The sequence below is a fragment of the Hyphomonas chukchiensis genome (genome assembly GCF_000682695.1).
In the GTDB taxonomy this organism is placed as follows: Bacteria; Pseudomonadota; Alphaproteobacteria; order Caulobacterales; family Hyphomonadaceae; genus Hyphomonas; species Hyphomonas chukchiensis.
The window spans coordinates 15906-39109 of record NZ_AWFG01000010.1; the positions used below are offsets into that span (position 1 = coordinate 15906).

General features: G+C 62.4%; 23 protein-coding genes. 10 read left to right on the forward strand and 13 right to left on the reverse strand.

The window, feature by feature from the left end:
- Positions 1 to 16 precede the first annotated feature (16 nt).
- The 3 genes from HY30_RS03605 to queC are packed head-to-tail and all read right to left on the reverse strand — an operon-like array spanning position 17 to position 1742.
- The gene (locus tag HY30_RS03605) at positions 17 to 436 is read right to left on the reverse strand and encodes a 6-carboxytetrahydropterin synthase (RefSeq protein ID WP_051614763.1); all 420 of its coding nucleotides are present in this window, start codon (positions 434 to 436) and stop codon (positions 17 to 19) included.
- A complete protein-coding gene (gene queE / locus HY30_RS03610; protein ID WP_034737227.1) occupies positions 391 to 1038 on the reverse strand; it encodes a 7-carboxy-7-deazaguanine synthase in 648 nt (215 codons plus the stop codon). The genes HY30_RS03605 and queE overlap by 46 nt, the downstream gene beginning before the upstream one ends.
- A complete protein-coding gene (queC, locus tag HY30_RS03615; protein WP_034737228.1) occupies positions 1035 to 1742 on the reverse strand; it encodes a 7-cyano-7-deazaguanine synthase QueC in 708 nt (235 codons plus the stop codon). Before queC ends, queE begins: the two co-directional genes overlap by 4 nt.
- Positions 1743 to 1964: 222 nt before the next feature.
- On the opposite strand from queC, the gene HY30_RS03620 reads away from it, so the two are divergent.
- Together HY30_RS03620 and HY30_RS03625 are read left to right on the forward strand one after the other, a co-directional pair.
- Positions 1965 to 4958: a TonB-dependent receptor gene (locus HY30_RS03620; RefSeq protein WP_034737229.1), complete on the forward strand. Its 2994-nt coding sequence runs from the start codon at positions 1965 to 1967 to the stop codon at positions 4956 to 4958.
- Between the two features lie 145 nt (positions 4959 to 5103).
- Entirely contained in the window at positions 5104 to 6234 is a 1131-nt protein-coding gene (locus HY30_RS03625) for a PQQ-dependent sugar dehydrogenase (RefSeq protein ID WP_034737230.1), read from the forward strand.
- A 3-nt stretch (positions 6235 to 6237) separates the two neighbouring features.
- Here HY30_RS03625 and recR read toward each other — a convergent pair whose 3' ends face one another.
- The 4 genes from recR to HY30_RS03645 all read right to left on the reverse strand — a co-directional run bounded on the left by recR (position 6238) and on the right by HY30_RS03645 (position 9950).
- Positions 6238 to 6849: a recombination mediator RecR gene (gene recR, locus HY30_RS03630; RefSeq protein ID WP_034737231.1), complete on the reverse strand. Its 612-nt coding sequence runs from the start codon at positions 6847 to 6849 to the stop codon at positions 6238 to 6240.
- A 68-nt stretch (positions 6850 to 6917) separates the two neighbouring features.
- Complete coding sequence (locus HY30_RS03635) at positions 6918 to 7787, reverse strand: aminoglycoside phosphotransferase family protein (protein WP_206741405.1); 870 nt, start codon at positions 7785 to 7787, stop codon at positions 6918 to 6920.
- Positions 7788 to 7911: 124 nt separating this feature from the next.
- Entirely contained in the window at positions 7912 to 8238 is a 327-nt protein-coding gene (locus HY30_RS03640) for a YbaB/EbfC family nucleoid-associated protein (RefSeq protein ID WP_034737233.1), read from the reverse strand.
- Positions 8239 to 8258: 20 nt separating this feature from the next.
- Positions 8259 to 9950 carry a DNA polymerase III subunit gamma/tau gene (locus HY30_RS03645; RefSeq protein WP_034737234.1) on the reverse strand — a complete coding sequence of 564 codons (1692 nt, stop codon included), beginning with the start codon at positions 9948 to 9950 and terminating at the stop codon, positions 8259 to 8261.
- 130 nt (positions 9951 to 10080) lie between these two features.
- On the opposite strand from HY30_RS03645, the gene HY30_RS03650 reads away from it, so the two are divergent.
- Together HY30_RS03650 and HY30_RS03655 are read left to right on the forward strand one after the other, a co-directional pair.
- The gene (locus tag HY30_RS03650; RefSeq protein WP_162176885.1) at positions 10081 to 10851 is read left to right on the forward strand and encodes a hypothetical protein; all 771 of its coding nucleotides are present in this window, start codon (positions 10081 to 10083) and stop codon (positions 10849 to 10851) included.
- 93 nt (positions 10852 to 10944) lie between these two features.
- Entirely contained in the window at positions 10945 to 11451 is a 507-nt protein-coding gene (locus tag HY30_RS03655; protein ID WP_034737237.1) for a hypothetical protein, read from the forward strand.
- Here the strand turns inward: HY30_RS03655 and HY30_RS03660 are convergent.
- Positions 11448 to 12227, reverse strand: a complete 780-nt coding sequence (locus tag HY30_RS03660) for a tyrosine-protein phosphatase (RefSeq protein ID WP_034737239.1) — start codon at positions 12225 to 12227, stop codon at positions 11448 to 11450. The two genes, HY30_RS03655 and HY30_RS03660, sit on opposite strands and share 4 nt — an antisense overlap.
- 134 nt (positions 12228 to 12361) lie before the next feature.
- On the opposite strand from HY30_RS03660, the gene HY30_RS03665 reads away from it, so the two are divergent.
- Both HY30_RS03665 and HY30_RS03670 read left to right on the forward strand, forming a co-directional pair.
- On the forward strand, positions 12362 to 12928 hold the full coding sequence (locus tag HY30_RS03665; RefSeq protein ID WP_034737241.1) for a lipid-binding SYLF domain-containing protein: 567 nt from the start codon (positions 12362 to 12364) through the stop codon (positions 12926 to 12928).
- Positions 12929 to 13062: 134 nt separating this feature from the next.
- Positions 13063 to 13935 (forward strand): hypothetical protein, encoded by an 873-nt coding sequence (locus tag HY30_RS03670; protein ID WP_034737243.1) that lies wholly within the window; start codon positions 13063 to 13065, stop codon positions 13933 to 13935.
- 81 nt (positions 13936 to 14016) lie between these two features.
- Here HY30_RS03670 and HY30_RS03675 read toward each other — a convergent pair whose 3' ends face one another.
- Positions 14017 to 14685 (reverse strand): YciC family protein, encoded by a 669-nt coding sequence (locus HY30_RS03675; RefSeq protein WP_034737245.1) that lies wholly within the window; start codon positions 14683 to 14685, stop codon positions 14017 to 14019.
- Between the two features lie 5 nt (positions 14686 to 14690).
- Positions 14691 to 16142: an AMP nucleosidase gene (locus HY30_RS03680; RefSeq protein WP_034737247.1), complete on the reverse strand. Its 1452-nt coding sequence runs from the start codon at positions 16140 to 16142 to the stop codon at positions 14691 to 14693.
- A 145-nt stretch (positions 16143 to 16287) separates the two neighbouring features.
- On the opposite strand from HY30_RS03680, the gene HY30_RS03685 reads away from it, so the two are divergent.
- A complete protein-coding gene (locus tag HY30_RS03685; RefSeq protein ID WP_051614767.1) occupies positions 16288 to 16932 on the forward strand; it encodes a Pr6Pr family membrane protein in 645 nt (214 codons plus the stop codon).
- Between the two features lie 12 nt (positions 16933 to 16944).
- Here HY30_RS03685 and HY30_RS03690 read toward each other — a convergent pair whose 3' ends face one another.
- Positions 16945 to 17733, reverse strand: a complete 789-nt coding sequence (locus HY30_RS03690) for a COG4705 family protein (protein WP_034737249.1) — start codon at positions 17731 to 17733, stop codon at positions 16945 to 16947.
- A gap of 180 nt (positions 17734 to 17913) precedes the next feature.
- A complete protein-coding gene (locus HY30_RS03695) occupies positions 17914 to 18636 on the reverse strand; it encodes a hypothetical protein (protein ID WP_034737252.1) in 723 nt (240 codons plus the stop codon).
- A gap of 704 nt (positions 18637 to 19340) precedes the next feature.
- Here HY30_RS03695 and HY30_RS03705 point away from each other — a divergent pair.
- From HY30_RS03705 to HY30_RS03715, 3 genes are all read left to right on the forward strand, one after another.
- Complete coding sequence (locus HY30_RS03705) at positions 19341 to 19691, forward strand: UrcA family protein (RefSeq protein ID WP_034737256.1); 351 nt, start codon at positions 19341 to 19343, stop codon at positions 19689 to 19691.
- 195 nt (positions 19692 to 19886) lie between these two features.
- Positions 19887 to 21332, forward strand: a complete 1446-nt coding sequence (locus tag HY30_RS03710; RefSeq protein WP_034737258.1) for a sensor histidine kinase — start codon at positions 19887 to 19889, stop codon at positions 21330 to 21332.
- Positions 21333 to 21493: 161 nt separating this feature from the next.
- Entirely contained in the window at positions 21494 to 22117 is a 624-nt protein-coding gene (locus tag HY30_RS03715; protein WP_051614769.1) for an energy transducer TonB, read from the forward strand.
- 47 nt (positions 22118 to 22164) lie between these two features.
- Here the strand turns inward: HY30_RS03715 and HY30_RS03720 are convergent, their stop codons facing one another.
- On the reverse strand, positions 22165 to 23193 hold the full coding sequence (locus HY30_RS03720; RefSeq protein WP_034737260.1) for a ribonucleotide-diphosphate reductase subunit beta: 1029 nt from the start codon (positions 23191 to 23193) through the stop codon (positions 22165 to 22167).
- Positions 23194 to 23204: the final 11 nt, after the last annotated feature.

Below are 23204 nucleotides of genomic sequence, written 5' to 3' on the forward strand. Positions count from 1 at the left end.
GCTTGCGCGAGCCGGTTTAAAGCACCAGTTCGCAGCGCTCATTGAGGCTTGGCCGGGCCACCGCAACGCGGGTGAGGCCCGGCAGGCCCGGCGCCAGGTCAGCCGCTGCCCAGAGGCAGATGCGCTCCAGCGTCGGCACGTCCAGCCCTTCAATCTCGTTCAGCAGCTTGTGGTCCAGCTTCGCAGCTGTCGCTTCGAGCGTCGCTGTGAGATGCGAGAAATCCTCGACCCACTGCTCCCCGGCCTTCACCGTTCCGGCCACCGTTGCTTCAAGACGGAAGGAATGCCCGTGGACATTGCGATAGGGATGGCCCTCGGGCTTGCCGCCCATGAAGTGTGCCGCCTCGAAGGTCACCGCTTTGGAGATTTCGAAGACACGGCCTTCCACGCTCAGGGAAGCCCGATCAGTTTGTGCGTTTGCAAGCTCAGTCGCCATTGGGGATTCTTCATACAATAGGTCGTTGCGGCCTGAATATTTCGGGCCTGATCGGGGTCGTCCTTCGGTTGCAGGAAAAAGTGCGAAAAGTCCAGTTTCGAGAACCGTTCGGGCTGCGCTTCGGCCTCGTCCTGCGGATAGACCAGTTTCAGCTCGCTGCCGCTTGTCTGCACCAGGGGCGCATTGGCCTTGGGGCTGACGCAGATCCAGTCGAGCCCATCAGGCGCCGCAATGGTGCCATTGGTCTCGACGCCGATCTCGAAGCCTTCGGCCTTGAGAGCGGCAATCAGAGGCGCGTCAAGCTGCAGCAGGGGCTCGCCGCCCGTGCAGACGACATAGCGCGGGCCTTCATCGCCCGCCTCGGCCTCCCAGATCGCTTTCACATGGGCCGCAAGATCTTCCGCCGCGCGGAACTTGCCGCCATTGACGCCATTTGTGCCGACAAAGTCTGTATCGCAAAAACGGCACACGGCCTTGTCACGATCGCGCTCAAGCCCCGACCACAAGTTGCATCCGGCAAAGCGCAGGAAAACCGCCGCCCGGCCGGTCTGCGCGCCTTCGCCCTGAAGCGTGTAATAGGCTTCCTTGACGGTCCAGGTCATGCGCCGGCTTTCCAGCGCTGCCAGCCACTGGAGCGCAATTCGCAGGCCGGGCATGTGCCGCAGCCATAGCCCCATTCATGCCTGTGGGTGCGGTCGCCGAGATAGCAGGTATGGGTCTCTTCCGTGACCAGATCGACCAGCGCCTGACCGCCGGTCGCTTCGGCGAGCGCCCATGTGCCCGCCTTGTCGACATACATCAGCGGCGTCTCGATCCGGACCGTGGAATCGAGCCCGAGCTGGAGCGTCTGCTCCTGCGCGGCGAGGGTGGCAGCGCGGCAGTCGGGATAGCCGGAATAGTCGGTTTCGCACATGCCGCCGACAAGGACGTCAATGCCCCGGCGATAGGCCAGAGCCCCGGCCAGCGTGAAGAAAAGCAGGTTGCGGCCGGGCACGAAAGTCGACGGCAGGCCCGCCTCTGTCATCTCGATGGCAACGTCGTCCGTCATGGCGCTTTCGCCCAGCGACTTCAGCACGCTCGCGTCCAGCATGTGGTCCACGCCGAGGCGCTCGCCCCATGCGGGAAACTGCGCGCGAAGCGAATCGATGAAACGCGTCCGGCATGCCAGTTCCACACGGTGGCGCTGGCCGTAATCGAAGCCCAAAGTCTCGACCCTTCCGTAACGAGATAACGCTACGGCAAGGCAGGTGGCCGAGTCCTGTCCCCCTGAGAAAAGCACGAGTGCGGATGTGTTCTTGTCTGTCATGGATCGCCTGTAACAGCCTGTAGGTATTGGGCCAAGCGGCAGCGTTACATTTATGACACCTGCGTCAAACCAAATGCATGGGGGCCATGCAAATCTGTTGACATTGGGGGCCCACTCAATTTCTGATGATCAATGAAGTCGTCCCGTCAATGAGGACACTCGTCAAAATCATATAAATCGCGGCCTGCCATCCCGACGGGCCCGAGGGGAGGAAAATTTAGAATGACTCGGAAAACAGACTCGAAAACCGTCTTGTTTGCCGGCGCTTCGGTGCTCGCAATCGGACTGTTCGCCCAGGGTGCCTGGGCCCAGGAAGACGACGCGCCGGAATCGACCCGCACGCTCGCCACGGTCACGGTGACAACCCAGAAGACAGAACAATCCATCCAGGACGTCCCGATCGCCGTTTCGGCGTTCGATGAAGACGCCATCAACCGCCTGCAGCTGACTGGCGGCGCCGACCTCGTGAAAGCCGTTCCGAACGTCTCGTTCACCAAGGGCCAGTTCACGGGCGCCAATTTCAAGGTCCGCGGTATCGGCAACGACGCCGTGGCGCAGTCCTCCGATGCCGGTGTGGGTATCCACCAGAACGACGTGCCGCTTGGCGCCAACTTCCTTTTCGAACAGGAATATTTCGACATCGAACGCGTCGAAGTTCTGCGCGGACCACAGGGCACGCTGTACGGCCGTAACGCAACGGGCGGCGTTGTGAACGTCATCACGCGCAAGCCTGTGCTCGGCGAATTCCAGGCTGATGCCGAACTGACCTATGGCAACTATAACACGATCAAGGGCAAGGGCATGGTCAACATGCCCATCGGCGAGTTTGCCGCCCTGCGTGTTGCAGGCGCACTCACGCAGCGCGACGGTTACACGAAAAACACCGTCGACGGGAACGATATTGACGGACGTGACATCTGGTCGATCCGTGCGACGCTCGGTTTCGAGCCGACCGAGAATTTCCGCGGCTGGATTTCCTGGGAGCACTTCGAGGAAGACGACGATCGCCAGCGCTCAGGCAAACAGCTTTGCAAGAAAGACCCTCTGAAGACGAGCTTTGCCGGCATACCGATCACCGGCTCCGACCTGCTCGTCACCTCACTCGGCTGCCAGGATGCATCGCTTAACGACAGCTATGAAAAAACCAACTCCGTCGGCAACCTCGCAGGAGGTCTTGCCATTGCGGCCGGCCTTCTTAACGGCGACGTCTTTACCTCACCACTCGACAAGGACCTGCGCCACATCCAGTCGGCTTTCAAACCGATCTACAAGGCTGAACAGGATCTCTACACCCTGAAGCTGGAATATGATGTCACCGACGCCCTAAAGCTGACATCGATCACCAGCCAGAACGAGACGAGCCAAGCCTCAGTCCAGGACGTCAACAGGCTGGTTCCGGACGTGTTGTTCAACGACCTGACGGGTGCAGGACCTGCAGCGGCGCTGTACAATTCCCTCTTCCCAGGTGGTTACGTTGCCGATCCGCAACTCGGTACGCTGAACACGTTGGTTTCAGCCGACCTCTCCGGCGGTGGGACGAAAACGTTCACGCAGGAAATCCGCCTGCAGTCTGATTTTGACGGCAAGCTGAACTTCAACCTGGGTGCGATCTATGTCGATGGCGAGGCCCTCGATCCGCAAGATCAGAACGCTAGCTATTACGTGTTCTCAAATGCTCTGACCGCCCTCACCCAGTTCAACAACGCACTGGTCGGACTCAACATCCCAACAGCCACCTCCACCTGTCCGGACCTGGGGGCCGGGAAACTGCCTGGCCTGTTCTGCGGTACTGTGCCGATTGCCACATCGGACGGAACAGCCAGCCTGTTCAATGGCCAGGTCGATGGCGACAGCGGCAACTATTTCCGCTCGATCTCACCCTACCGGCTGAAGTCCACAGCGTTCTTTGGCGAACTGTATTATGACGTCACCGACACGCTGAAATTCACGCTCGGCCTGCGCAACACGAAGGACGACAAGGAACAGGACGTCCTGCCGACCTTCCTGTTCACGCCGACTTTTGCCTATCCAGCCGTTCAGAATGGCGATCCTCTGACACCGACCGGCATGCTCAAGGCGAACTTCAAGGAAACGACCGGACGGATCGGTCTCGACTGGTCACCAGAAGTCAGCTTCACTGATGATACGCTGATCTACGGCTTCTACTCCAAGGGCTACAAGGGTGGTGGCATCAACCCGCCGCAGCCGGTCGAAAATCCATCCGCGTTTCCATCAACCTTCGAGCCTGAATTCGTGAACGCTTACGAAATCGGTACAAAGAACACGTTCGCGAACAATACCCAGTCTCTGAACGCGACGGCGTTCTACTATGACTATGAAGGCTACCAGATCTCCCAGATCGTTAACCGGACAGCGGCAAACTTCAACGTGAATGCCGAGCTCACCGGCCTCGAACTGGAATACCTCTGGACCCCCGCCGACAACTGGCTGCTGACGGCAAATCTCGGCCTGCTCGATGCCAAGCTGGTAGATGTAGACAGTGTTGACGTGCTTGACCGGACGAATGGCAATCCGAACTTCGTTACCCTGAAGAATGCGTCGACCTATGCAAACTGTGTCGTGTCGGCCCAGGGTTACGCCACGCTTCTGGGGGCAATCGCCACCGCTCGGGCACCTAACGGGGCGACCCGCGGGATCTGTAGCGGCGCCTTCGCATCGGGCCTCTATGACCAGGTCAACGGCACCACCGGCGGCAGCGGCGACACGGCCACCAATATAGCGTTCGCAGAAGCGGCGCTCGGTCTCGGCACTGTCACCTATGTCGATGGCGCAGGTGTGACCCACACTGTTGGTGCCCTCACCCCGTTCGACGGCATCTCGAAAAATGTCGACGGTAACAAGCTGCCAGGCGCGCCGGACATGACGCTGAACCTCGCTGCGGAATACACATTCCAGTCGGTACGGGATTCCAACTGGGATCTGACCATTCGCGGCGACTACTACTACCAGGCCGACAGCTACGCGCGGATCTTCAATACGGTCCATGACGAGCTCGACAGCTGGTCGAACGTCAACCTGTCCGTTATCCTCACCAATTCGGACAATGGCTGGGGCGTTGAAGCCTTCGCCAAGAACCTGACCAATGAGGAAGTCATCACAGGCAGCTATGTCGGCGATGACAGCCAGGGTATTTTCACCAACGTCTTCCTGACCGAGCCAGCCCTTTACGGCATCACGCTCCGTAAATCCTGGTAGGACGCCACGAACTGCGCGGCAGGCCTCAAGACCCGCCGCGTCATAAACTGGGGCAGCTCTCGCGAGCTGCCCCTCTTTTTGTTTGGCCCCAAAGCCGCAGCAGACTATCCTCCGCGCACATTGCAGAACAAGGATACGGGCTATCATGCGCTTTTACCCAGCAGGCCTCGCCGCCGCCCTCATGCTCGCCGCCTGTGGCAGCGCCGCCGAAAACACACCGACCGTCAGCAGCGACGTCAAACTGAAGCTCACCCCGGTCGTCACCGAAGCCGAATTTCCCTGGGGCATGGCCTTCCTGCCGAATGGCGACCTGTTATTCACGGAAAAGGAAGGCGGCCTGAAATATGTCGCCGGCGGCGAAGGCACGCCGACGCCTGTCAGCGGCCTGCCGCCAGCCTATACGGAAGGCCAGGCCGGCTATCTCGGCATCGCGCTGGACCCGGACTTTGCCACCAACCGGCAGGTCTATATTTCCTATTCCAAAGGCGATGACGCGGCCAATGGTGCGGCGATCATCCATGGCCGCCTCAGCGATGATGGCAGCGCGCTGGAAGACGTGACTGAAATCTTCTGGGCCGATCGCCGCGATACGGCCTATCATTTCGGCTCGCGCCTTCAGTTCGCCAGCGACGGCACGCTCTATGCGACGCTGGGCGAGGGCTTCAAATACATGGAGCAGGCGCAGGACCCGAAGATCACGCATGGCTCCATCATCCGCATCAACAAGGATGGCAGCATCCCGGCCGACAATCCGTTCGCCGATGGCGCGGTCGGCAATCCGGCGGTCTGGTCCTATGGCCACCGCAATGAGCAGGGCCTCTATTACGATGCCGATACGGACACGCTCTACGAGACGGAACACGGGCCGAAGGGCGGCGACGAGTTCAACATCATCAAGAAGGGCGCCAATTATGGCTGGCCCAAAATCACCTATGGCGTCGACTATGACGGCACGATCATCACCGACCAGACCGAAGCCGAAGGCATGGAACAGCCGCTGACCTATTGGGTGCCATCCATCGCGCCGTCAGGCCTCACCAAGCTGACCAGCGATGTCTATCCGGGCTGGAAAGGCGACATGTTCACGGGCGGCATGAACGGCCCGGCAGGCCTGAAACTGGTGCGCATCGACATGGAAGACGGCAAGGTTGCAGGGCGTGAAGACCTGCTGGTGGATGAATATCCGATCCGCGACGTGATCCAGGGGCCGGACGGCCACCTCTATGTCGCGACCAAGGACATGGACGGCATCTTCCGCGTGGACCTGGCGGAATAGCGCCTAGCGCTTGACGTCCCGGCGCGACCTGAGGGCGGCGGCCAGCGTGCCGTCGTCCAGATGGTCCAGCTCGCCGCCAACCGGCACGCCATGGGCAAGGCGCGTGACTTCCACGCCCGTTCCCTCCAGCATGTCGGCGACATAATGGGCCGTTGTCTGTCCGTCCACGGTGGCATTGAGGGCGAGAATGACTTCGCGAATGCCGCCCGCCTCGACGCGGCCGACCAGCGGTCCGATATGGAGGTCATCCGGGCCGATGCCGTCAATCGCCGAGAGGACACCACCGAGCACGTGATAGCGGCCGCGGAATGATCCGCCGCGCTCCAGCGCCCAGAGGTCCGGCACGTCTTCGACAACGCAGATGACACCATCGTCGCGGCCATCGGCCTGGCAAACGGCGCAGGGCTGGACCGTGTCGAAGTTCCCGCAGATCTCGCAGCGATCGATCTTCTCGCCTGCGTCGCGCAGGGCATCGGCCAGCGGCAGCAGCATCTGGTCCTTGCGTTTCAAGAGGAACAGCACGGCGCGCCGGGCCGAGCGCGGGCCAAAGCCGGGCAAACGGGCCATCAGCTCGATCAGGCGAAGAAGTTCAGGACCAGCGGAGCGTTGGGACATGCGACCAGTCTCTGCCCGAGTCTGCCGTGACAAGGCAAGGCCGAATGCGGGTTCAGCCCCGTCGGACGTCAGTCTTCGCGGTCCTTGTCAGCCAGAACCTGTTTGATCGTGTGACGCGAGCGCTCTGAAATATCGGGGTTGATATCCCGGTAGTAGGCCAGTGCCACCAGCGCGACGGAGAGGGCCCATCCGCGCCCGCGCGCCCATGTGGCTGCATCAACGGACAGGGCGGATCGGAAGACAGCACGGGAGGATGGCGTCAGCAGGCTCCAGCCAACCATCAGATCGCAGGCCGGGTCGCCAATGCCCATCAGGCCGAAGTCGATCAGGGCGCAGAGCCTCCCCTCATGCGCGAGGAGGTTGCCGGAATGGATATCGCCATGAATCCAGACGGGTGCTGCGGTCCAGACGGGCGCCGCCAGGGCCGCATCCCACAGGGCGGTGAGCACCGGGAGGTCATATTCGTCTCTCAGCGTTTCCATCGCCTTGCGGGTCACGCCATCGCGCAAGGCAAGGGGCACGCCGCGATATTGATTATGGGCGCCACTTGGCGGGCCGTCTGCGGCATCCACTTTCTGAAACGCGTTGAGCAATGCAGCTAGTGTTGCGGCGGCCTCATCCATATCGGCAATCTGGTCGGGCGTGGCGGGTGCGCCTTCAATCCAGCTATAGATCGACCAGCTCCAGGGATATGGGGCATCGGTCCATCCATGGCCGAGGGGCACCGGAATGGCGAGGGGCAGACCGCCGAGCCGGGGTAGCCAGACCTGTTCCTTGTCGACCTGCCCGGCCGCCCGGGCAACACGTGGCAGACGCACGCACATCTCTGTGCCCAGCCGGAACATGACATTGTCCGTGCCATCGGAGGCGACAGGCGTCAGCGGCAGGTGAGCCCATTGCGGGAACTGCCTGTCCAGCAGATGGCGGACAAGCGGCACATCAATGGACAGATCAGGTGGGAGAGCTTCGCTGATGTTCAGTCCTTCACGATCACTCTGTCAGGCAGCCCTCGGCACGGGGCCATAGTCGCAGGGCGGCGTGGCATGGAGCCATCGCATCGCCTCAGAATGGCAGCTTGAAGCCGGGGAGCATGCCGCCGCCGAGGCCCTGGGTTGCGGCTTTCATGGCCTCTTCCATCGCTTCGTCGAGGCGCTTGCGGGCATCGGAATGGGCGGCCTTGAGCAGGTCTTCGAGGATTTCCGGATCGTCACCCATCAGGGACGGATCGATCTGGACGGAGATCAGGTCGCCCTTGCCCTTGAGGCGGATGCGGACGAGGCCTGCGCCAGCGACGCCATCGGCCTCGGTGGCTTCGATCTTGGCTTGCGCTTCCTGCATCTTGCCCTGCATTTCCTGGGCCTGCTGCATGATCTTGGCGAGGTCTTTCATGGCGGTGCTTCCTCTTATTATTAGCGCCGGGCGGCGAGCTGGATGACATTGTCACCCGCTGGCCCGGTTTCAAGCGGTTCGGGGTCGATCACATCCACAATCACTGCGCCCGGCAGGCTGGCCAGCGCCTCGGCGACGGCCGGATGGGCGGCGGCGGAGGCAAAGCGCTCCTCGCGGGTGCGGATCTCGGTCTGGCGCACGGTCTCGCCGCCGCCGGAGACGCGCTCGACCACCCAGTCCATGTCGGTTTCGTTCTCGAGGAATTTCTTCAGCCGGGCCAGCAGGTCTGCGGGGGCGCCGGGCTCCAGCTCGCACTGGAGCAGGCCGGGCGTGATCTTGCCGGGGCGGACGTATTTCTCGAGTTCGACCTGAAGGTTCACTTCGCGCAGTTCGTCGAGGCAGGCGATGATATCGGCAAAGCTTGTGATGCCGCCGGGATGGTGCGGCGCCTCAGGGGGGGCGTCAGACTTTCCCGGCGAATCTGTGCCTCCGCTGGCGAGGAGGCGCGCGGCCTCCTCGGGCGATGGCAGGCTGCAGGCGGCGGTCAGGCGCAGCAGCACCATGTTCAGCGCCGTCGCCGTGTCGGGCGCGGTCTGCAGATCATTGAAGCCGGAGAGCAGGATTTGCCAGCAGCGCGAGGCCTGCGCCGGTGTCAGCTTCTGCGCGAGGGCCTGCGTGCGGGCGGCCCAGTCGGCCGGGCCGCCCGGATCGTAGTCGCCGCCCGTGGCCTGCGCGACGGCGACGTCGGCGGCAATGTCCATCAGGTCCTTCAGGATGACCGAGGGGTCAGCCCCGGCATGGACCTGATCCTTGATCTCGGCGAGGGCGGCCTTGGCGTCGCCATTGATGGCAAAGCTGAACGCATCGAGCAGGCGGCCCCGGTCGCCGAGGCCGAGCATGTCGCGCACGGCGGGGCCGGTGACCTCGCCGCCATCCATGGTCTGGACGATGGCCTGATCGAGAATGGAGAGCGCATCACGCACAGAGCCTTCGGCGGCGCGGGAAATGAGGGCGAGGCCTTCTTCTGACACCTTGGCGCCTTCGCGCTCGGCGATGCGCTTGAGGTGAGCGGCGAGTTCGACCGAGTCGAGCCGCTTCAGGTCAAACCGCTGGCAGCGCGACAGGACCGTGACCGGCACCTTGCGGATTTCCGTCGTGGCGAAGATGAATTTCACATGCGGCGGCGGCTCTTCCAGCGTCTTCAGCAGCGCGTTGAACGCGGCGGTCGACAGCATGTGAACTTCGTCGATGATGTAGACTTTATAGCGGGCCGAGACGGGGGCGTAGCGGGCGCCGTCCAGCAGGTCGCGCATGTCGGCGACGCCTGTGCGGGAGGCGGCATCGAGTTCCAGCACGTCCGGGTGGCGGCTGGCCATGATGGCTTCGCAATGATCGCCCGGCGGGTCGAGATGGATGGAGGGCGCGTCGTGGCCCTCGCGTGTGTAGTTGAGGCCGCGGGCGAGCAGGCGCGCCGTGGTGGTCTTGCCGACGCCGCGCACGCCGGTGAGCATGAAGGCATGGGCGATGCGGCCCGTCTCGAAGGCGTTCGAGAGCGTGCGCACCATGGCCTCCTGACCGATCAGGTCGGTGAAGAGGCGCGGGCGATATTTACGGGCGAGGACCTGATAGGCCTTGGGCTTCGCGCCAGCCTCTTCCTCTCCGAACATGGAGAAGGTCTGGTCGTCGCGCTCGGGGGTATCAGATTCGCTCATCGCGGGGACATTAGCGGCTTCGCAGGCGCGGGGGCAATGGGGAGTCTCCCGCCACCTGCCATGAGACTGCGGCACTACCTCTCGAATTCGTAACTCAAGCTGTGATTGGCTTGCTGCTATGCCTGCAATCATGGGTGGGATGAAACATGCGCAGAGGCTGGCGAAGGCCATGGCAGGGTCGCGCTGGGCGAGAGCCTTGCTGTCGGTCGGGTTGCATGCGCTGGTGCTGGGCGCCGTGCTGCTGGTCAATCCGTGGCGCCCGCGCCCGCCGGTTGCGACTGCACCGCTGATTGTCGACCTGATCGTCGAGCCGCCTCCCGAGACACCCCCGCCGCCAGCCCCTGCCCCGCCCGCGCCCGTCGAGACAGTCCCTGCCCGCCGCGCCCTGCCGAAGCTGGAGACACAGGCGACGCGCGCACCGCCTGCCGCCGCGCCTGACGATGCGCCGGGCGAGACGCTGATCCTGCCGGAGGAGAGCGCCCCCGGCACACAGGAAACGGGCAATGTGCCCGAGGGGCCGGGCGTGGACCCTGCCGTGCAGACAGCTTTGGCGATGATGTTTTGCGGGCGCATGAGCCCGGAGGAACGCGAGGCCGCAGACTGCCCGCCGGAGCCCAAGCCTGATCCGTTTGACCGGGAGCCCTGGTTCAGGCTGGCCACGCCGGAAGAGAAACGCCTGCAGGCGCTGTATAGCGAAAAACTGGCGCGGACAGGTGGCTATGACAATCTGCTGGAATGGTATGTCGAACATGACAAGCCCATTCCCAAGGTCCTGCCGGGCGGGATCGACAATTCGATCTTCGTCGACCGCAAGAGCGAGGCGGATATCCAGCATGACCGTTTGATGCGCGGCGGCACGATGGAGTGGGAAGACGATATCCGCCGGGCGCACGGCCAGTAGGCGCCCGCTGAAGACCGGGCGACCGGCGCAAGGCAAACACGGTCAAATCGCAGGTTTGACCATTTCACACCGACCCATAAAGTGTGGAGCATAATGCCGCGTATCGGTCTGCTTTTCATGATGGTCTTCCTGTCGGCGTGCGCAAAACAGCCGCCGCCGGTGGATGACGCCCTGTGCCAGGACGCTCCCGCCATAAAGAAAGCGATAAAGAGCGACCAATTGAATTATGCCCCCGATCACGTTCTGAACCCTGCCCTAAACGCCCGCGAGCCATCCCTCCTCGATCCCATCAAGATACGGCCGTGTGATGTGGTGGCGCTGGATATCCAGACGTGGGGCGAGCACCCTAACGGAAGACTGTTTCATAACTCTTTTGACAAATTCGACGGTGAGGGACGTCTTGAGTTTGTATCCGAGACCTGGGAGCGCAGCTTTGTTCGAAACACGGACGACGACAGCTACCATGTTGCGGTGCAGACTCGAAAATTTTACCTCGTCACCTCGGCCAAGCCTGTGACATGGCAAATATACTATTCACATGAATCAGACACCGTCTGGATGGCCCCGGACCTTCTGATGTCCGTTCAACTTGGGCCCTAGCGCTCGATCAACCGGTCGCGAATCGCCTGCTGCATGGCGTCGTCGACGCCGAGATGGTCGGTCAGGTAGGCGTCGATGGAGCCGGATTCGGCGTTCATCGTGGCGAAGGCGGTTTCGAGATAGCGCAGGCGCACGCCGAGGAAGGGCCGGTAGACTTCCGTGTCATGGTGCTTGCCCAGCATGTCGTTGAAATACTTCGCGGCGTCCGGGAGGAAGAGCGAAACATTCACCGCCTTGTTGGTCAGCTCGTAATCCTCGCGAATGTCGGCCTCGCTGACGCCCAGGACATGATGCGTGAGGGCGCAGAGGATGCCGGTGCGGTCCTTGCCGGCGGCGCAATTGACGAGGCCCGCCTGATCGCCGTCCAGGGCGGCCAGTTGGCGGAACCAGTCACCAAACATCTCGGTATGGTGGGCCTTGTAGGGGGCCATCTGGTAATAGGTGTTCATCCAGCCATCGGCGGCCTCGGCATTGACCTCGACTTCCTGCAGGAAGCGGGTGTGCGGGGCCTCGGTCTCACGTCCGCCATCATGGGTGATCGTGGTGGGAGCCGACCAGCGGCCGGGCTGTTTCTCGCGCTCGTCAGGGCGGCGCAGATCTGCCTGCAGGGCGATGCCGAGCGCTTCGATTGCTGCGATATCGGCTGGGGAAGCCTCGCCATAATGGCCGGAGCGGAACAGGAGGCCGGGCTTCACCGCACCCCCGTAGCGGGAGGCGTAGCCGCCGAAATCACGGAAATTGCGGACGCCTTCGAGCGGGTAGATGCGGGTTTTCATGCCTTACCAGCTAGCGCGCGATCTTTCCCCCGTCCAGACAGGACCTTGCGTCAGCTGTGAATGGCCGGGAACCAAGTCCGTTCTTCCGCGTAGTGAGGGCCTACGGCATGTGTGCCGACAAAGGAGATACCTCTATGTCAAAATTCCGTTCTGCCCTACTCGCTGCCTGCCTCGTGGTTGGCGCGCCCGTCCTGACGACTGCGTGCACAAGCATGCCGGACGAAGTCAGCCGCGCTGATATCGATTCCCAGAGCACGCAGGCCCTGAACCGCCTGACCGCTGACAACTCGGCCGCAAAAGCGATCGCCTCGAAGGCGCGCGCGGTGTTGATCTTCCCGTCGATCGTCAAGGCCGGTCTCGGTGTTGGCGGCGCTTATGGTGAAGGCGAAATGCGCAAGGGCGGCGCCGTCCAGGACTATTACAGCACGTTCACCGGCTCGTGGGGCCTTCAGGCTGGCGCGCAGCAATATGGCTATGCCGTGTTCCTGATGAATGATGATGCCGTGAAATATGTTGAGGATTCCGATGGCTGGGAAATCGGCGTCGGCCCAACGGTCGTGCTGGTCAATGCCGGCGTTGCCGAGAACCTTTCGACCTCGACCCTTCAGGAAGACGCCTACGCGTTCATCTTCGACCAGAAGGGCCTGATGGCCGGCCTGAGCATCGAAGGTACGAAAATCACGAAGCTTGATGCCAAATAGGCTTTGGGCTTTTGAACTGAATGGCGGGCGCTCCTTCGGGGGCGCCCGTTTCGATTCCGGGTTGTCTCCGGGAAATTTTCGTCTGAAACTTTGCCCTGTGGAAACGGGACGGAGACGGAAAAGGGGGGACCGAAATGCCCGAATGGATTCTTCGCTGGATGGCCATCGGCCTTTTGGCGCTCATCACGTTCATATTCATCGTGCTGGGAGCAGCTGTACTCAGCGGCCTGACCAATGACCTGTTCCATGGCTTCCTGGAACTGACCTGGCCCGACAGGCGCGTGGCGGCCATGGCCTCGTTCGAACCGGATTCGCGCGAGCAGATTTCCTTCTCCATCCTGAATTATGGCATCACGGCGCTCGGCACGGCCTGGGTCGCGTCCTTTGCCTATCTCGTCGTGATGCGGAACCAGCAGAAGCAGACCGAGCAGCAACTCTCCATGGCGCGCCTGCAGCTGACGACGGACCTTGACGAGCAGATCCTCCAGGTACTGGAATCCGAAGGCGTCGTGGATTTCACCACTGACGGCAAGCCGACACGCGTGCGCCTGATCAGCGTGATGGACCGCAACACGCAATGGCGCACCGGATCGGACCGTGACTGGAAATACCGGGAGGGTGAACGCACGGTTGCCTTTGTCGACACCTCCACCGTGGTCAGCCAGAAGGCCGAGGTGAGCGTCTCGGCCCTGCAGCGCTATCTCGGCTGGATTCGGCGCATCATGCGGGCCATCGAGACGGGCGTGCTGCACGACCGCGACGTGCTGCTGTTCTGGCGATGGGTCGTGATCGGCTGCTACAAGGGACGATACCCCTTCATGCGCGACATCTTCTTCAAGGACGACCTGGATGATTTCGTGGCGCTGGTCGACCGGATCATCGTGACCGGCGCCCGGGAAGGCAGCGGCCGCGACTTTGTCGCCTACCTGCAGACTCTCGGCGAACCGGCGCTGATCGCCCTGCTGTCGGACGAGGCGAAGGCGATTGTGACGCCAGATGGGCCTTAGGTTTCCGGACTGAATGACGGGCGCTCCTTCGGGGGCGCCCGTTTTCTTTTGGGCGCGTGAAATAGCGTCACATGCCGACAATCAGACTGACTGCACACGCGATACGTGGGTGGCTTCCAGGTAAATGGCCGCTCCCAAATATGTCGTTATGACCTGAGCAAATACTCCGACAATTGAGAGTATGACCAGGGTGCTCACTCCCAGTGACAAGCCTTGATCCGCAAGCAGTATCAAGCCTGCAAAGACCATGACGGGCACCGTCACGACAAGGTAACAAGCCGCAACTCTCCAGAACCGCGGCAGGACCAATCGGGCGCCCTCAATCAGTGCCCCCATGATGCCTGTGTCCTCCCGAAAGAGGACAGACGGTGCGCAGCTGACCAGGATTGCCAGTGCTATACCGGGAAGGACCATAAGTTTGAGCCCGAGATGAAGCAGCACGAAGGTTATAAAGAGCACGACAACGAACTGGACATAAAGCAACCGGCCAGCCTTCAAGGCATTTGATAAAGTTGGCTGATTGGTTGAAAGCGCAGCCGCCGTAAATGCGGCAACGAAAAATGGCCCGACAAGTTGATTTAATCCGACAAAGCCTTGCACTTCAGACGGAATGTATTCTGACAGCATAGAGGCGATGGCGGCCACCACGGCCCAGATCACTCCTAGCTGGAGGATCAGGACGAGGTCCCGGGCGAGCAGCCAACGCAACCCCTTCAGCGCCCGCGCTATGTCAAAAGCCTCCCCGCCCATCGTTCCTACCGGAACGGCGGTTCGTCGAAGGCGCGGAGTTTGCGCGAGTGCAGCTTGGCGCCCTTGTCGGCGGCGAGCATTTCGAGGGTTTCGATACCGATGCGGATGTGTTCGCCGATGGCGCGTTCGTAGAAGCGGTTGGCTGCGCCGGGGAGCTTGATCTCGCCGTGGAGCGGCTTGTCGGAGACGCAGAGCAGCACGCCATAGGGCACGCGGAGGCGATAGCCGTTGGCGGCGATGGTGGCGCTTTCCATGTCGATGGCGATGGCGCGGGACTTGTTGAAGCGCCGGGCGCTGGCGGTGAAGCGCAGTTCCCAGTTGCGGTCATCGGTGGTGACAACCGTGCCGGTGCGCAGGCGCCGCTTCAGGGCATCGCCGGTTTCGCCGGTGACGCGGGCAGCCGCTTCCTGCAGGGCGACCTGGACTTCGGCGAGGGCCGGGACCGGGATTTCCGGTGGCAGGACGGAATCGAGGACATGGTCTTCGCGCAGGTAGGCGTGGGCAAGCACATAGTCGCCGATGGACTGGCTGTGACGCAGGCCGCCGCAATGGCCGACCATGAGCCAGACCTGCGGACGCAGGACCGCGAGATGATCCGTGATCGTCTTGGCGTTCGACGGGCCGACGCCGATATTGACCAGCGTGATCCCTGCCCCGTTGGGCGCGCGCAGGTGATAGGCCGGCATCTGGAAACGGCGCCATGGGGCGGCGTCGATGTCAGCGCGCGAGGCTTCGGTGACGTCGGAGACTTCCAGCCCGCCGGGGACGGAGAGCGAGGTATAGTGGCTGTCGGTGCCGATCTGGGTCAGCGCCCAGTCGCAGAAGGCGTCGACATAGCGGTGATAGTTCGTGAAGAGAACATAGTGCTGGAAATGCTCGACCGGCGTACCGGTATAGTGCTGGAGCCGCTTCAGCGAGAGGTCCACTCGCGGGCCGTCGAACAGGGCGAGCGGGTGGGTCTCGTAGGGCTCGTAGAGTTCGCCATCGGCCACTTCGTCGCCAATGTCCGCCAGTTGCGGGCTGGGGAACCAGCGGGCGAGTTCGGCGGGCGAGATTTCCTCAAGGCCTTCGGCCTGGCCCTGTTCCCAGACATAGGCATAGGGAATTTCCTGCGACGAGCGCTCGACGACGACCTCGATGTCATAGTCGCGCATCAAAGGCGTCAGCTGTTCGATCAGGTAGGGACGGAAGAAATCCGGCCGGGTGAAGCTGGAAATATAGATGCCGGCTTCGGACATCTTGCCGAAGGCGCGGGAGATGGGCGGCGGCGGGCCGTCGGGATCATAGGTGAGCCGGATCTGCGGATAGCAGAAGGCGCCGCTGTCGCGCAGATTGGTGTCGGGCGGCGTGCCCTTGTGGAGGTAAAGGTCGAGCGCGCCGGAAAGGGCCTCGACGGCTTCGCTGTAAAGCTTGTCCAGCGCGTCAACGACCGCTGCAGGTGTGGTGAGTTTCGTCATAGGCCCAGATGCCGGAAATGGACTGAGTCGTCAATTGCTGCTGCCAGCGAAGGCGATATCGCATGGCGCACTTCCCTCAGGAGTTGAGAGGGCTTGGCGCGCGCAAAAATCGGAATAGTTTCAGTCGCAACCTTGGGAGGGGATAATGCGTGCACGCCTGTTTGACGGCGCCGTGGCCCTGTCGGCCGCAGCGGGGGCCGGGCTGGAAATGATCCTGTCACTGGCTCCGCCCAATCCGCACGGGCTGGCGGGCACGGTGATCGAGTATTTCAGCTATTTTACGCTGGATACGAATGTGCTGGTCGCTGTGGCCATGGGCTGGAGCGCGCTGGCGCCGGAGAGCGGGCCGGGAAAATTCTTTTCGAAACCCGGCCTGCGGGCCGCCATCACGCTCTACATCCTGCTGGTGGCGCTGGTGTATCACTTCATGCTGCGCGAGCTGTGGACGCCCCATGGCTGGGAGAAGATCTCCAATTTCATCCTCCATTATGTGACGCCAGTCATGATGCTGAGCAACTGGCTGCTGATTTCGCGCAAGGACGGGCTGCGGCTGTCACAGGTTCCGGCCTGGATGGCGTTCCCGGCCGTCTATGCCACGCTGGTGCTGCTGCGCGGGCAACTGACCGGCATGTATCCCTATGGCTTCCTAAATGTCGCCGAGATCGGGTGGCGTGCTTCGCTGACCCATATTGTCGAACTGATCCTGGCCATGGGGCTGGCGGGATGCGTGATGGTCGTGGCGGCGCGCAGGCTGCCGCAAGCCCCGTTAAGCGTGATGCCCGCCAAATAGGCGCCCTGTCGATTATTGCGGCGTGAGAGACAGGGATTTTCGACGGCTCTCGTACATCGTGTAGAGGATCAGGCCGACGAGAATGGCCAGGAGAACCGCGCTTGAGCCCGCCGTGCCAATGCCGAGGCCGCCCTTGTCCGGTGACTTTGTGAGCAGGTCTCCCATCGTTGCGCCGAAGGGCCGCGTCAGCACGAAAGCCGCCCAGAACAGCGCCGTGCGGGAAATGGGCGTGAAGAAATAGCCGAGCACGCAGAGACCGATGGCGCCGGAGATTATGAGGTTCGACAGCCCGTAGCCAAGGCCCGAACTGTCAGCGAGATAGTCTCCCAGCGCCGTGCCCAGCGTGTTGGAGACGAGGATGGCCGCCCAATAGAACAGCTCGACCGGCGGGCGGTGGATATGGTCGACCCGGATGGAGCCCATGGCGAAGCGCCATGTCAGCAGCACGGCAACGAGGAGGCCGGCGAGAATGCCCGCGCCGGTGGCATAGCCAAGGCCGAGCGAGCGGTCCATGTAATCGGAAATCGTGGTGCCCGCCGTGGAGGTGGCCAGGATGACGGCCCAGTAGAGGAAGGGGTGAAAGCCTTTGGCGCGCATCTGCAGGGCCAGCGCGACGAGGAAGAAAGCGATGAGGATGAGCGAGCTGGCTGCGTAGCCGATGTTCAGTGTCATCGAGAGCAGGTCGCCGCCTGTCTCGCCGACCGTGGTGGCGCAGATCTTCATGATCCAGAAGATGAAGGTGACGTTTGCGACCTTGTTGGCAATCTCGGTCGTGTCATTGGCGGGTGTGGGGAGGATCATGCTGGCGCGTTCCTTTTGGGCAAGGCAGCCTGTGGTCTTGCGGACAGGTTCGGGGCTACACCCAATGACCACGGATGTAATCATATCTTTTTGTAATATTCCGAAGGCACTGCAGCACGGGCGACCGGTGCAGGTGGTCCCTGCCCGGCCGATCTTGCGTTGCGGTTGGCGCCTGCGGGGTCAGGACGTGTCGGCGTGCGCGAGGGCTTTCAGCGCGACAGCGTGAATGTCCTGCATGGCTTCGCGTTCGTCCCTGTCCTGACGGCGACTGCGCACGATTGGCGGCAGCTCTTCGGCGAGGAGCGGCGCAGGCTCGGGCGCGCCGAGGTCTTGCGCGAGGCGCTTTGCCATGCGGGCAATGTGGCGGGCCGGGTCGGCATAGACATCGCGCAGGGCGACGGCGCGGCGCACGAGCGCCTGGGCGGGAATGAGATCGTCCGGACGGGGCGGATATTCGCCGGGCTCCGGTGGCGGCAGGGGCTGGTCGAGATACAGCAGGCGCGGGCGCGGGGCCGCGGCGCGCCTCGGCGGCCTGGGCGCGATGGCACCGGGGCGCGGCCGGGGATCGGAGAGGCGGAAGACGGGACGCGTGAAGAGCGGGCGGCGCGCAGGGCGGGCTGGCCTGGGGCCGGGCTCTCTGGCCTGATCGCGGCTGCGCACGGGGAGAACCGGCAGAGGCTGTTCCAGAACCATCAGCACGAGCAGGCGGCGCGTGAGCATTTCCAGCCGGACAAGGCGCGCCTTCAGGAGGGCGCATTCGGCCCGCTTGAGGAAGGGCCGGCAGAGCGTGAGACCGAGGCGCAGGCTGCCCGCCAATTCATGGGCGTGATAGTCCGCCCGCCGCCAGGAGACGATGACAAGGCTGCGCAGGGAATCGGAAAGGCTGAACATGGGATTGATCATGCCACGGGTCCGGGAGGGGGCGGAAAGCGGAGGGGCAAAAGGGCCGGAATCGCCGATGCCTGCTGGAGTGTCGGCATGTACAGGTGTGGGACAGACTGGCGCCTGCGTGCGAATCAGCCGCCGGGACCACCGCAGGGTCTCGCGGGCGGTGCCGGGCGCACGATCCACCCACGATGGCGCTGGGGATCGTGTCCGGCCCCTGTAGAAGGCCTTGCAGATTGCGGCGCTGGCTGGCGGTTTGGCCCTGCCCTGTTATGCCGGGCCATGACAGGGCGCAGGGGCGGCGCGAGCCTGCGGAATTTTGGACCAAATCGACTCGAATCCCCACATGTATTGTTTTTATGATATTTATGGCCAAATATTCCGCTACGGAAGGCTGCGAAATGAGCCACTTATCATGCAAATATGCATGCCAGACCTCCAGATTTCGGGATTCTTAGCGCCATTTCAGATGAAGGTTTGGGCAACCGCGCCCGCTAAACAGGCGATGACAGAACAGACGCAGCGTTTGACATAAAATTCGCGTTTCAATCGTTGCGTTGCTGCGCCTGCGAGAACATTATTGCAGTGCAGCATGAGTTGGCTGTTCCCGGTTGGCCAGTGCGCGGATGAGCGCATTACGGGGAGCAGCGGTCATAAGGCTCAGTTGCGGGGGGAGTTTCCTGTCGGATTTTCCGGCGCTAACTTCTTGAAGGGCTAAACCCATGTTGAAACCAATTGCATCGATCATGGCCGCTGCCGTGATCCTCTCTCCAGTCGCTTTTGCGGAAGCGCAAACCCCCATCACTGTCGAAATCGAATACGACAAGGACCTGGTGGCGCTCGATTCCGGCGCACCTGTCGTGATGGCTTCCATCGAATCCCAGGCCAAGAAAGCCTGCACGAGCTATGTTCCCGTCTTCGGCGGCTATTACACAGACCGCAGCTGTGTCGACGATATCGTGTCGGCCGCCATCTCCAAGATCAACGAACAGCAGGCAAGCGAAGGTCGTAAAACGGCTGACAAATTCGCTCAGCAGGCCGTGATGATCCTCGCCGACGCGGAACAACGCTAGGCCATTTCCTCCCGGTCTTGTGCGTTGGAGGGGTCGCCCACGGCCACGGGCGGCCCCTCACTTCACCTATTGAGGGAAATCTGTATCCTGTTCTAGAATCTGAAGGACAAAGTGATCGAACCATGTATGTTCGTGCTTTGAACAGGGCGGCGTGAGAGCGCCGCCTTGTCTGCTTTGGTGACTGGACCGGCCATTATGGCCGATGATGGATACGGGATGATTTTCAAGCACGGAAACGGCGCGTTTCCTTCCAGTCCGACTGACCCGCGGATGCTGCAGCTCGCGATGAATGCGGCTGGCATCGGCGTATTCCTGTATGACGTCGCCAATGACCGGCTGAGCTGGGATGCCCGCACCCGCGAATTGTTCGGCGTGCCGCATTTCGACAGCGTGCAGCCCATCGACATCATGATCCAGCTGACCCATGAGGACGACCGGGCCTGGGTGGCGCGGGCGGCCAGTGATGCCCTGAACCCGAAGGGGAGCGGCACCTATACGGTCGAGCATCGCACCCTGATGCAGGACGGTAGCGTGCGCTGGGTGGCCGTGAACGGACGCACCGATTTCGAAACCGTGGGCGATAAGCGCCGCGCGGTGATGACCTGCGGTGTCGTGCGCGACATTACCGAGGAACGCGCCATCATGGACGAGCTGATGGTGACGCAGACGAACCTGACCACCGCGGTCGAGGCGGCCAATCTCGGCATATTCCAGTCCGACTTCATCAATAATACATCGCGCTGGGACCGGCGCGCCGTGATGCTGTTCGGGGCTGACGCCGAGGGCGCGCAGCTGGGCGAGCGGGAAATCTTCGAGTCGATCCATCCCGATGACTATGAAGAGGTGATGGCGGCGATCCAGCGCTCGATGGACCCTGATGGCGATGGCGAATACAAGGCCGACCACCGCATCAAGGGCCCCGACGGCGCGTTCCGCTGGATCGGCGTGCGCGGCAAGACCGAGTTCGGAATCCACAAGGGCCAGCGGGCGCCCCTCTTCCAGCGCGGCGTCGTGTTCGACCGGACCGAGGACAAGCTGCGCGAGGAACTCTCGGCGCTGCATGTGCGCGAGATGAACCACCGCGTGAAGAACACGCTGTCGCTGGTCACGTCGATCATGAACCAGACGCTGCGCTCGTCGGAAGACCTCGACGATTTCCGCGAGAAGTTTTCCGGACGGGTCGGGGCGATTTCATCGGTGCACTCGATCATCGTGGATGGCACCAGCACGCCGGCGCGCCTGCGTGACCTGATCGAAAGCCAGGTGCAGCCCTATGTGCCGGACACGGGCGACTGCCTGGAAGTCGAGGGCGAGCCGGTGCTGCTGACCGCGGAGCGGGCGCGGGCGCTCGGCCTCGTGCTGCACGAACTGGTGACGAATGCCAGCAAGTATGGCGCGCTGAGCGTGGCCGAGGGCAAGGTGCGGATTGGCTGGACGCGCGTGAGCGAAGACGGCCACGACTTTGTCGACATCCGCTGGGAAGAGACGGGCGGGCCAGCCGTCTCGCCGCCGGAGCGCACGGGCTTTGGCAGCAAGCTGATCCAGAGCCTGCTTGGCAAGGGTGACGGATCTTTCGCCAACATGGATTACCTGCCCGGCGGCGTGCAGGTTCACATGCGGGTCGGCCTCGAAGCGGACTGATCCGGCCGCCGGGCCATTCCTCCATTTCGATTGAAGCGAGGCCCCCTTCCGGCGGCCCTGCCCAGATTTCGATTGACGCGCGCCGTATTTGTAACAGTATTACATTACATTAATTGACACGGGACCGGATGACCGGCCCGGCAAAACCGGAGGAAACACGCATGCTGAACTCAACTGCAACTCGCACACCGGCCGCCGCACTGATGGCCCTGCCCGTCGCTTATGGCCTGTTCCTGCTGATGAATTCGCTGATCGACGTGAAAGAGATCACGCTGGAGCCGGTCGCCTCGCGTATCCTGGATGTGATCACGCCGCAGCGGCCGGACCCGGATGCGCCGGTGACAAAGCGCACAAAGCCCACTCCGCTGGAATCGGCCACACAGCCGCCCCCGCCGCCACGCGCCTCAGCCACGCATACGGACATTATCCTGCCGACGCCGTTCATACACGGCGCCGTGCCGACCGGCGTGCCGACCCATGTGAAGATGCCGACCATCGGCCCGGTGATGATTTCCTCGCGCGACTATCAGGTCGTGCGCCCGCCTTTGCCCACCTATCCGCGCCGGGCCGCCGAGCGGGGCATTTCGGGAACCTGCAACGTGGCCTTCAGCATCGACCCGCGCGGCAAGCCGTTCCGCGTCTCGGCGGTGTGTTCGGACCCGATCTTTGTGAGCGAAGCGGAAGGCTCTGTCGCGAAAGCCGAGTTCGCCCCGCAACTCGTCGACGGCCAGTTCGTGACCGTGACGGGGCTGGAATACCCGCTGGAGTTCAAGTTGGGGGAGTGAACGTCTCCGCCTCAACCTCCCCCGCGTGCGGGGGAGGTTGAACGGGACTACTCCGCCGGAACGGAGGCGGATTTGCGTTTGTCGAAATTGGTCCAGACGCCGTCTTCGCCGTGCCAGTCGCCGCGGGTTGCGCCCTTGGAATATTCGGTGGCGCGCTGTTCGAAGAAGTTGGCGTGCTCGACCCCGTTGAGGATTTCCGAGAGCCAGGGCAGCGGGTGCTTTTCGAGGCCGTAGATCGGCTCGAGCTTCAGCTGGCCGAGGCGCCAGTCGGCGATATAGCGGATGTATTGCTTGATATCGTCGGGTGTCATGCCTTCGATCTCGCCGGCTTCGAAGGCCAGTTCGATGAACTTGTCTTCAAGGGCAACCACGGTGCGGCAGCATTCGCGGATCTTCTCGCGCAGGGCGTCGGTCATCACGCCGGTTTCCGCGCAGAAAGCGTGGAAGAGCTTGATCATGCCTTCGCAGTGGAGCGACTCGTCCCGGATCGACCAGGTGACGATCTGGCCCATGCCCTTCATCTTGTTGAAGCGCGGGAAGTTCATCAGCATGGCGAAGCTGGCAAAGAGCTGGAGGCCCTCGGTGAAGGCGCCGAAGACGGCCATGGAGACGGCGATGTCTTCATTGGTCTCGCAGCCGAACTGGCCGAGATAGTCGTGCTTGGCCGACATCTCCTGGTATTCCATGAAGGCGGAGAATTCCGAATCGGGCATGCCGATGGTTTCCAGCAGCAGCGCATAGGCCGCGATGTGGATCGTCTCCATGTTGGAGAAGGAGGCCAGCATCATCGACACTTCGGTCGGCTTGAAGAGCGGCATGTAATTGGTCATGTAGTTCGCGCCGACTTCGACGTCGGACTGCGTGAAGAAACGGAAGATCTGCGTCAGCAGGTTCCGCTCGCCGTCAGACAGCTTGACCGCCCAGTCCTTGCAGTCCTCACCCAATGGCACCTCTTCGGGCATCCAGTGGACCTGCTGCTGCTTCTTCCAGAACTCATAGGCCCACGGGTAGCGAAACGGCTTGTAGGCAAAGCTGGGGGTCAGCAGTCCTGGCAAATTCTGGTGTCCGTCAGCCATGGGGGCCTCCT

What these genes read in the sequence shown, in the direction of transcription:
- HY30_RS03605 (WP_051614763.1), bottom strand. Translation starts at nt 436, where the DNA reads ATGGCGACTGAGCTTGCAAACGCACAAACTGATCGGGCTTCCCTGAGC.
- queE (WP_034737227.1), bottom strand. Translation starts at nt 1,038, where the DNA reads ATGACCTGGACCGTCAAGGAAGCCTATTACACGCTTCAGGGCGAAGGC.
- queC (WP_034737228.1), bottom strand. Translation starts at nt 1,742, where the DNA reads ATGACAGACAAGAACACATCCGCACTCGTGCTTTTCTCAGGGGGACAG.
- HY30_RS03620 (WP_034737229.1), top strand. Translation starts at nt 1,965, where the DNA reads ATGACTCGGAAAACAGACTCGAAAACCGTCTTGTTTGCCGGCGCTTCG.
- HY30_RS03625 (WP_034737230.1), top strand. Translation starts at nt 5,104, where the DNA reads ATGCGCTTTTACCCAGCAGGCCTCGCCGCCGCCCTCATGCTCGCCGCC.
- recR (WP_034737231.1), bottom strand. Translation starts at nt 6,849, where the DNA reads ATGTCCCAACGCTCCGCTGGTCCTGAACTTCTTCGCCTGATCGAGCTG.
- HY30_RS03640 (WP_034737233.1), bottom strand. Translation starts at nt 8,238, where the DNA reads ATGAAAGACCTCGCCAAGATCATGCAGCAGGCCCAGGAAATGCAGGGC.
- HY30_RS03645 (WP_034737234.1), bottom strand. Translation starts at nt 9,950, where the DNA reads ATGAGCGAATCTGATACCCCCGAGCGCGACGACCAGACCTTCTCCATG.
- HY30_RS03650 (WP_162176885.1), top strand. Translation starts at nt 10,081, where the DNA reads ATGGGTGGGATGAAACATGCGCAGAGGCTGGCGAAGGCCATGGCAGGG.
- HY30_RS03655 (WP_034737237.1), top strand. Translation starts at nt 10,945, where the DNA reads ATGCCGCGTATCGGTCTGCTTTTCATGATGGTCTTCCTGTCGGCGTGC.
- HY30_RS03660 (WP_034737239.1), bottom strand. Translation starts at nt 12,227, where the DNA reads ATGAAAACCCGCATCTACCCGCTCGAAGGCGTCCGCAATTTCCGTGAT.
- HY30_RS03665 (WP_034737241.1), top strand. Translation starts at nt 12,362, where the DNA reads ATGTCAAAATTCCGTTCTGCCCTACTCGCTGCCTGCCTCGTGGTTGGC.
- HY30_RS03670 (WP_034737243.1), top strand. Translation starts at nt 13,063, where the DNA reads ATGCCCGAATGGATTCTTCGCTGGATGGCCATCGGCCTTTTGGCGCTC.
- HY30_RS03675 (WP_034737245.1), bottom strand. Translation starts at nt 14,685, where the DNA reads ATGGGCGGGGAGGCTTTTGACATAGCGCGGGCGCTGAAGGGGTTGCGT.
- HY30_RS03680 (WP_034737247.1), bottom strand. Translation starts at nt 16,142, where the DNA reads ATGACGAAACTCACCACACCTGCAGCGGTCGTTGACGCGCTGGACAAG.
- HY30_RS03685 (WP_051614767.1), top strand. Translation starts at nt 16,288, where the DNA reads ATGCGTGCACGCCTGTTTGACGGCGCCGTGGCCCTGTCGGCCGCAGCG.
- HY30_RS03690 (WP_034737249.1), bottom strand. Translation starts at nt 17,733, where the DNA reads ATGATCCTCCCCACACCCGCCAATGACACGACCGAGATTGCCAACAAG.
- HY30_RS03695 (WP_034737252.1), bottom strand. Translation starts at nt 18,636, where the DNA reads ATGATCAATCCCATGTTCAGCCTTTCCGATTCCCTGCGCAGCCTTGTC.
- HY30_RS03705 (WP_034737256.1), top strand. Translation starts at nt 19,341, where the DNA reads ATGTTGAAACCAATTGCATCGATCATGGCCGCTGCCGTGATCCTCTCT.
- HY30_RS03710 (WP_034737258.1), top strand. Translation starts at nt 19,887, where the DNA reads ATGGCCGATGATGGATACGGGATGATTTTCAAGCACGGAAACGGCGCG.
- HY30_RS03715 (WP_051614769.1), top strand. Translation starts at nt 21,494, where the DNA reads ATGCTGAACTCAACTGCAACTCGCACACCGGCCGCCGCACTGATGGCC.
- HY30_RS03720 (WP_034737260.1), bottom strand. Translation starts at nt 23,193, where the DNA reads ATGGCTGACGGACACCAGAATTTGCCAGGACTGCTGACCCCCAGCTTT.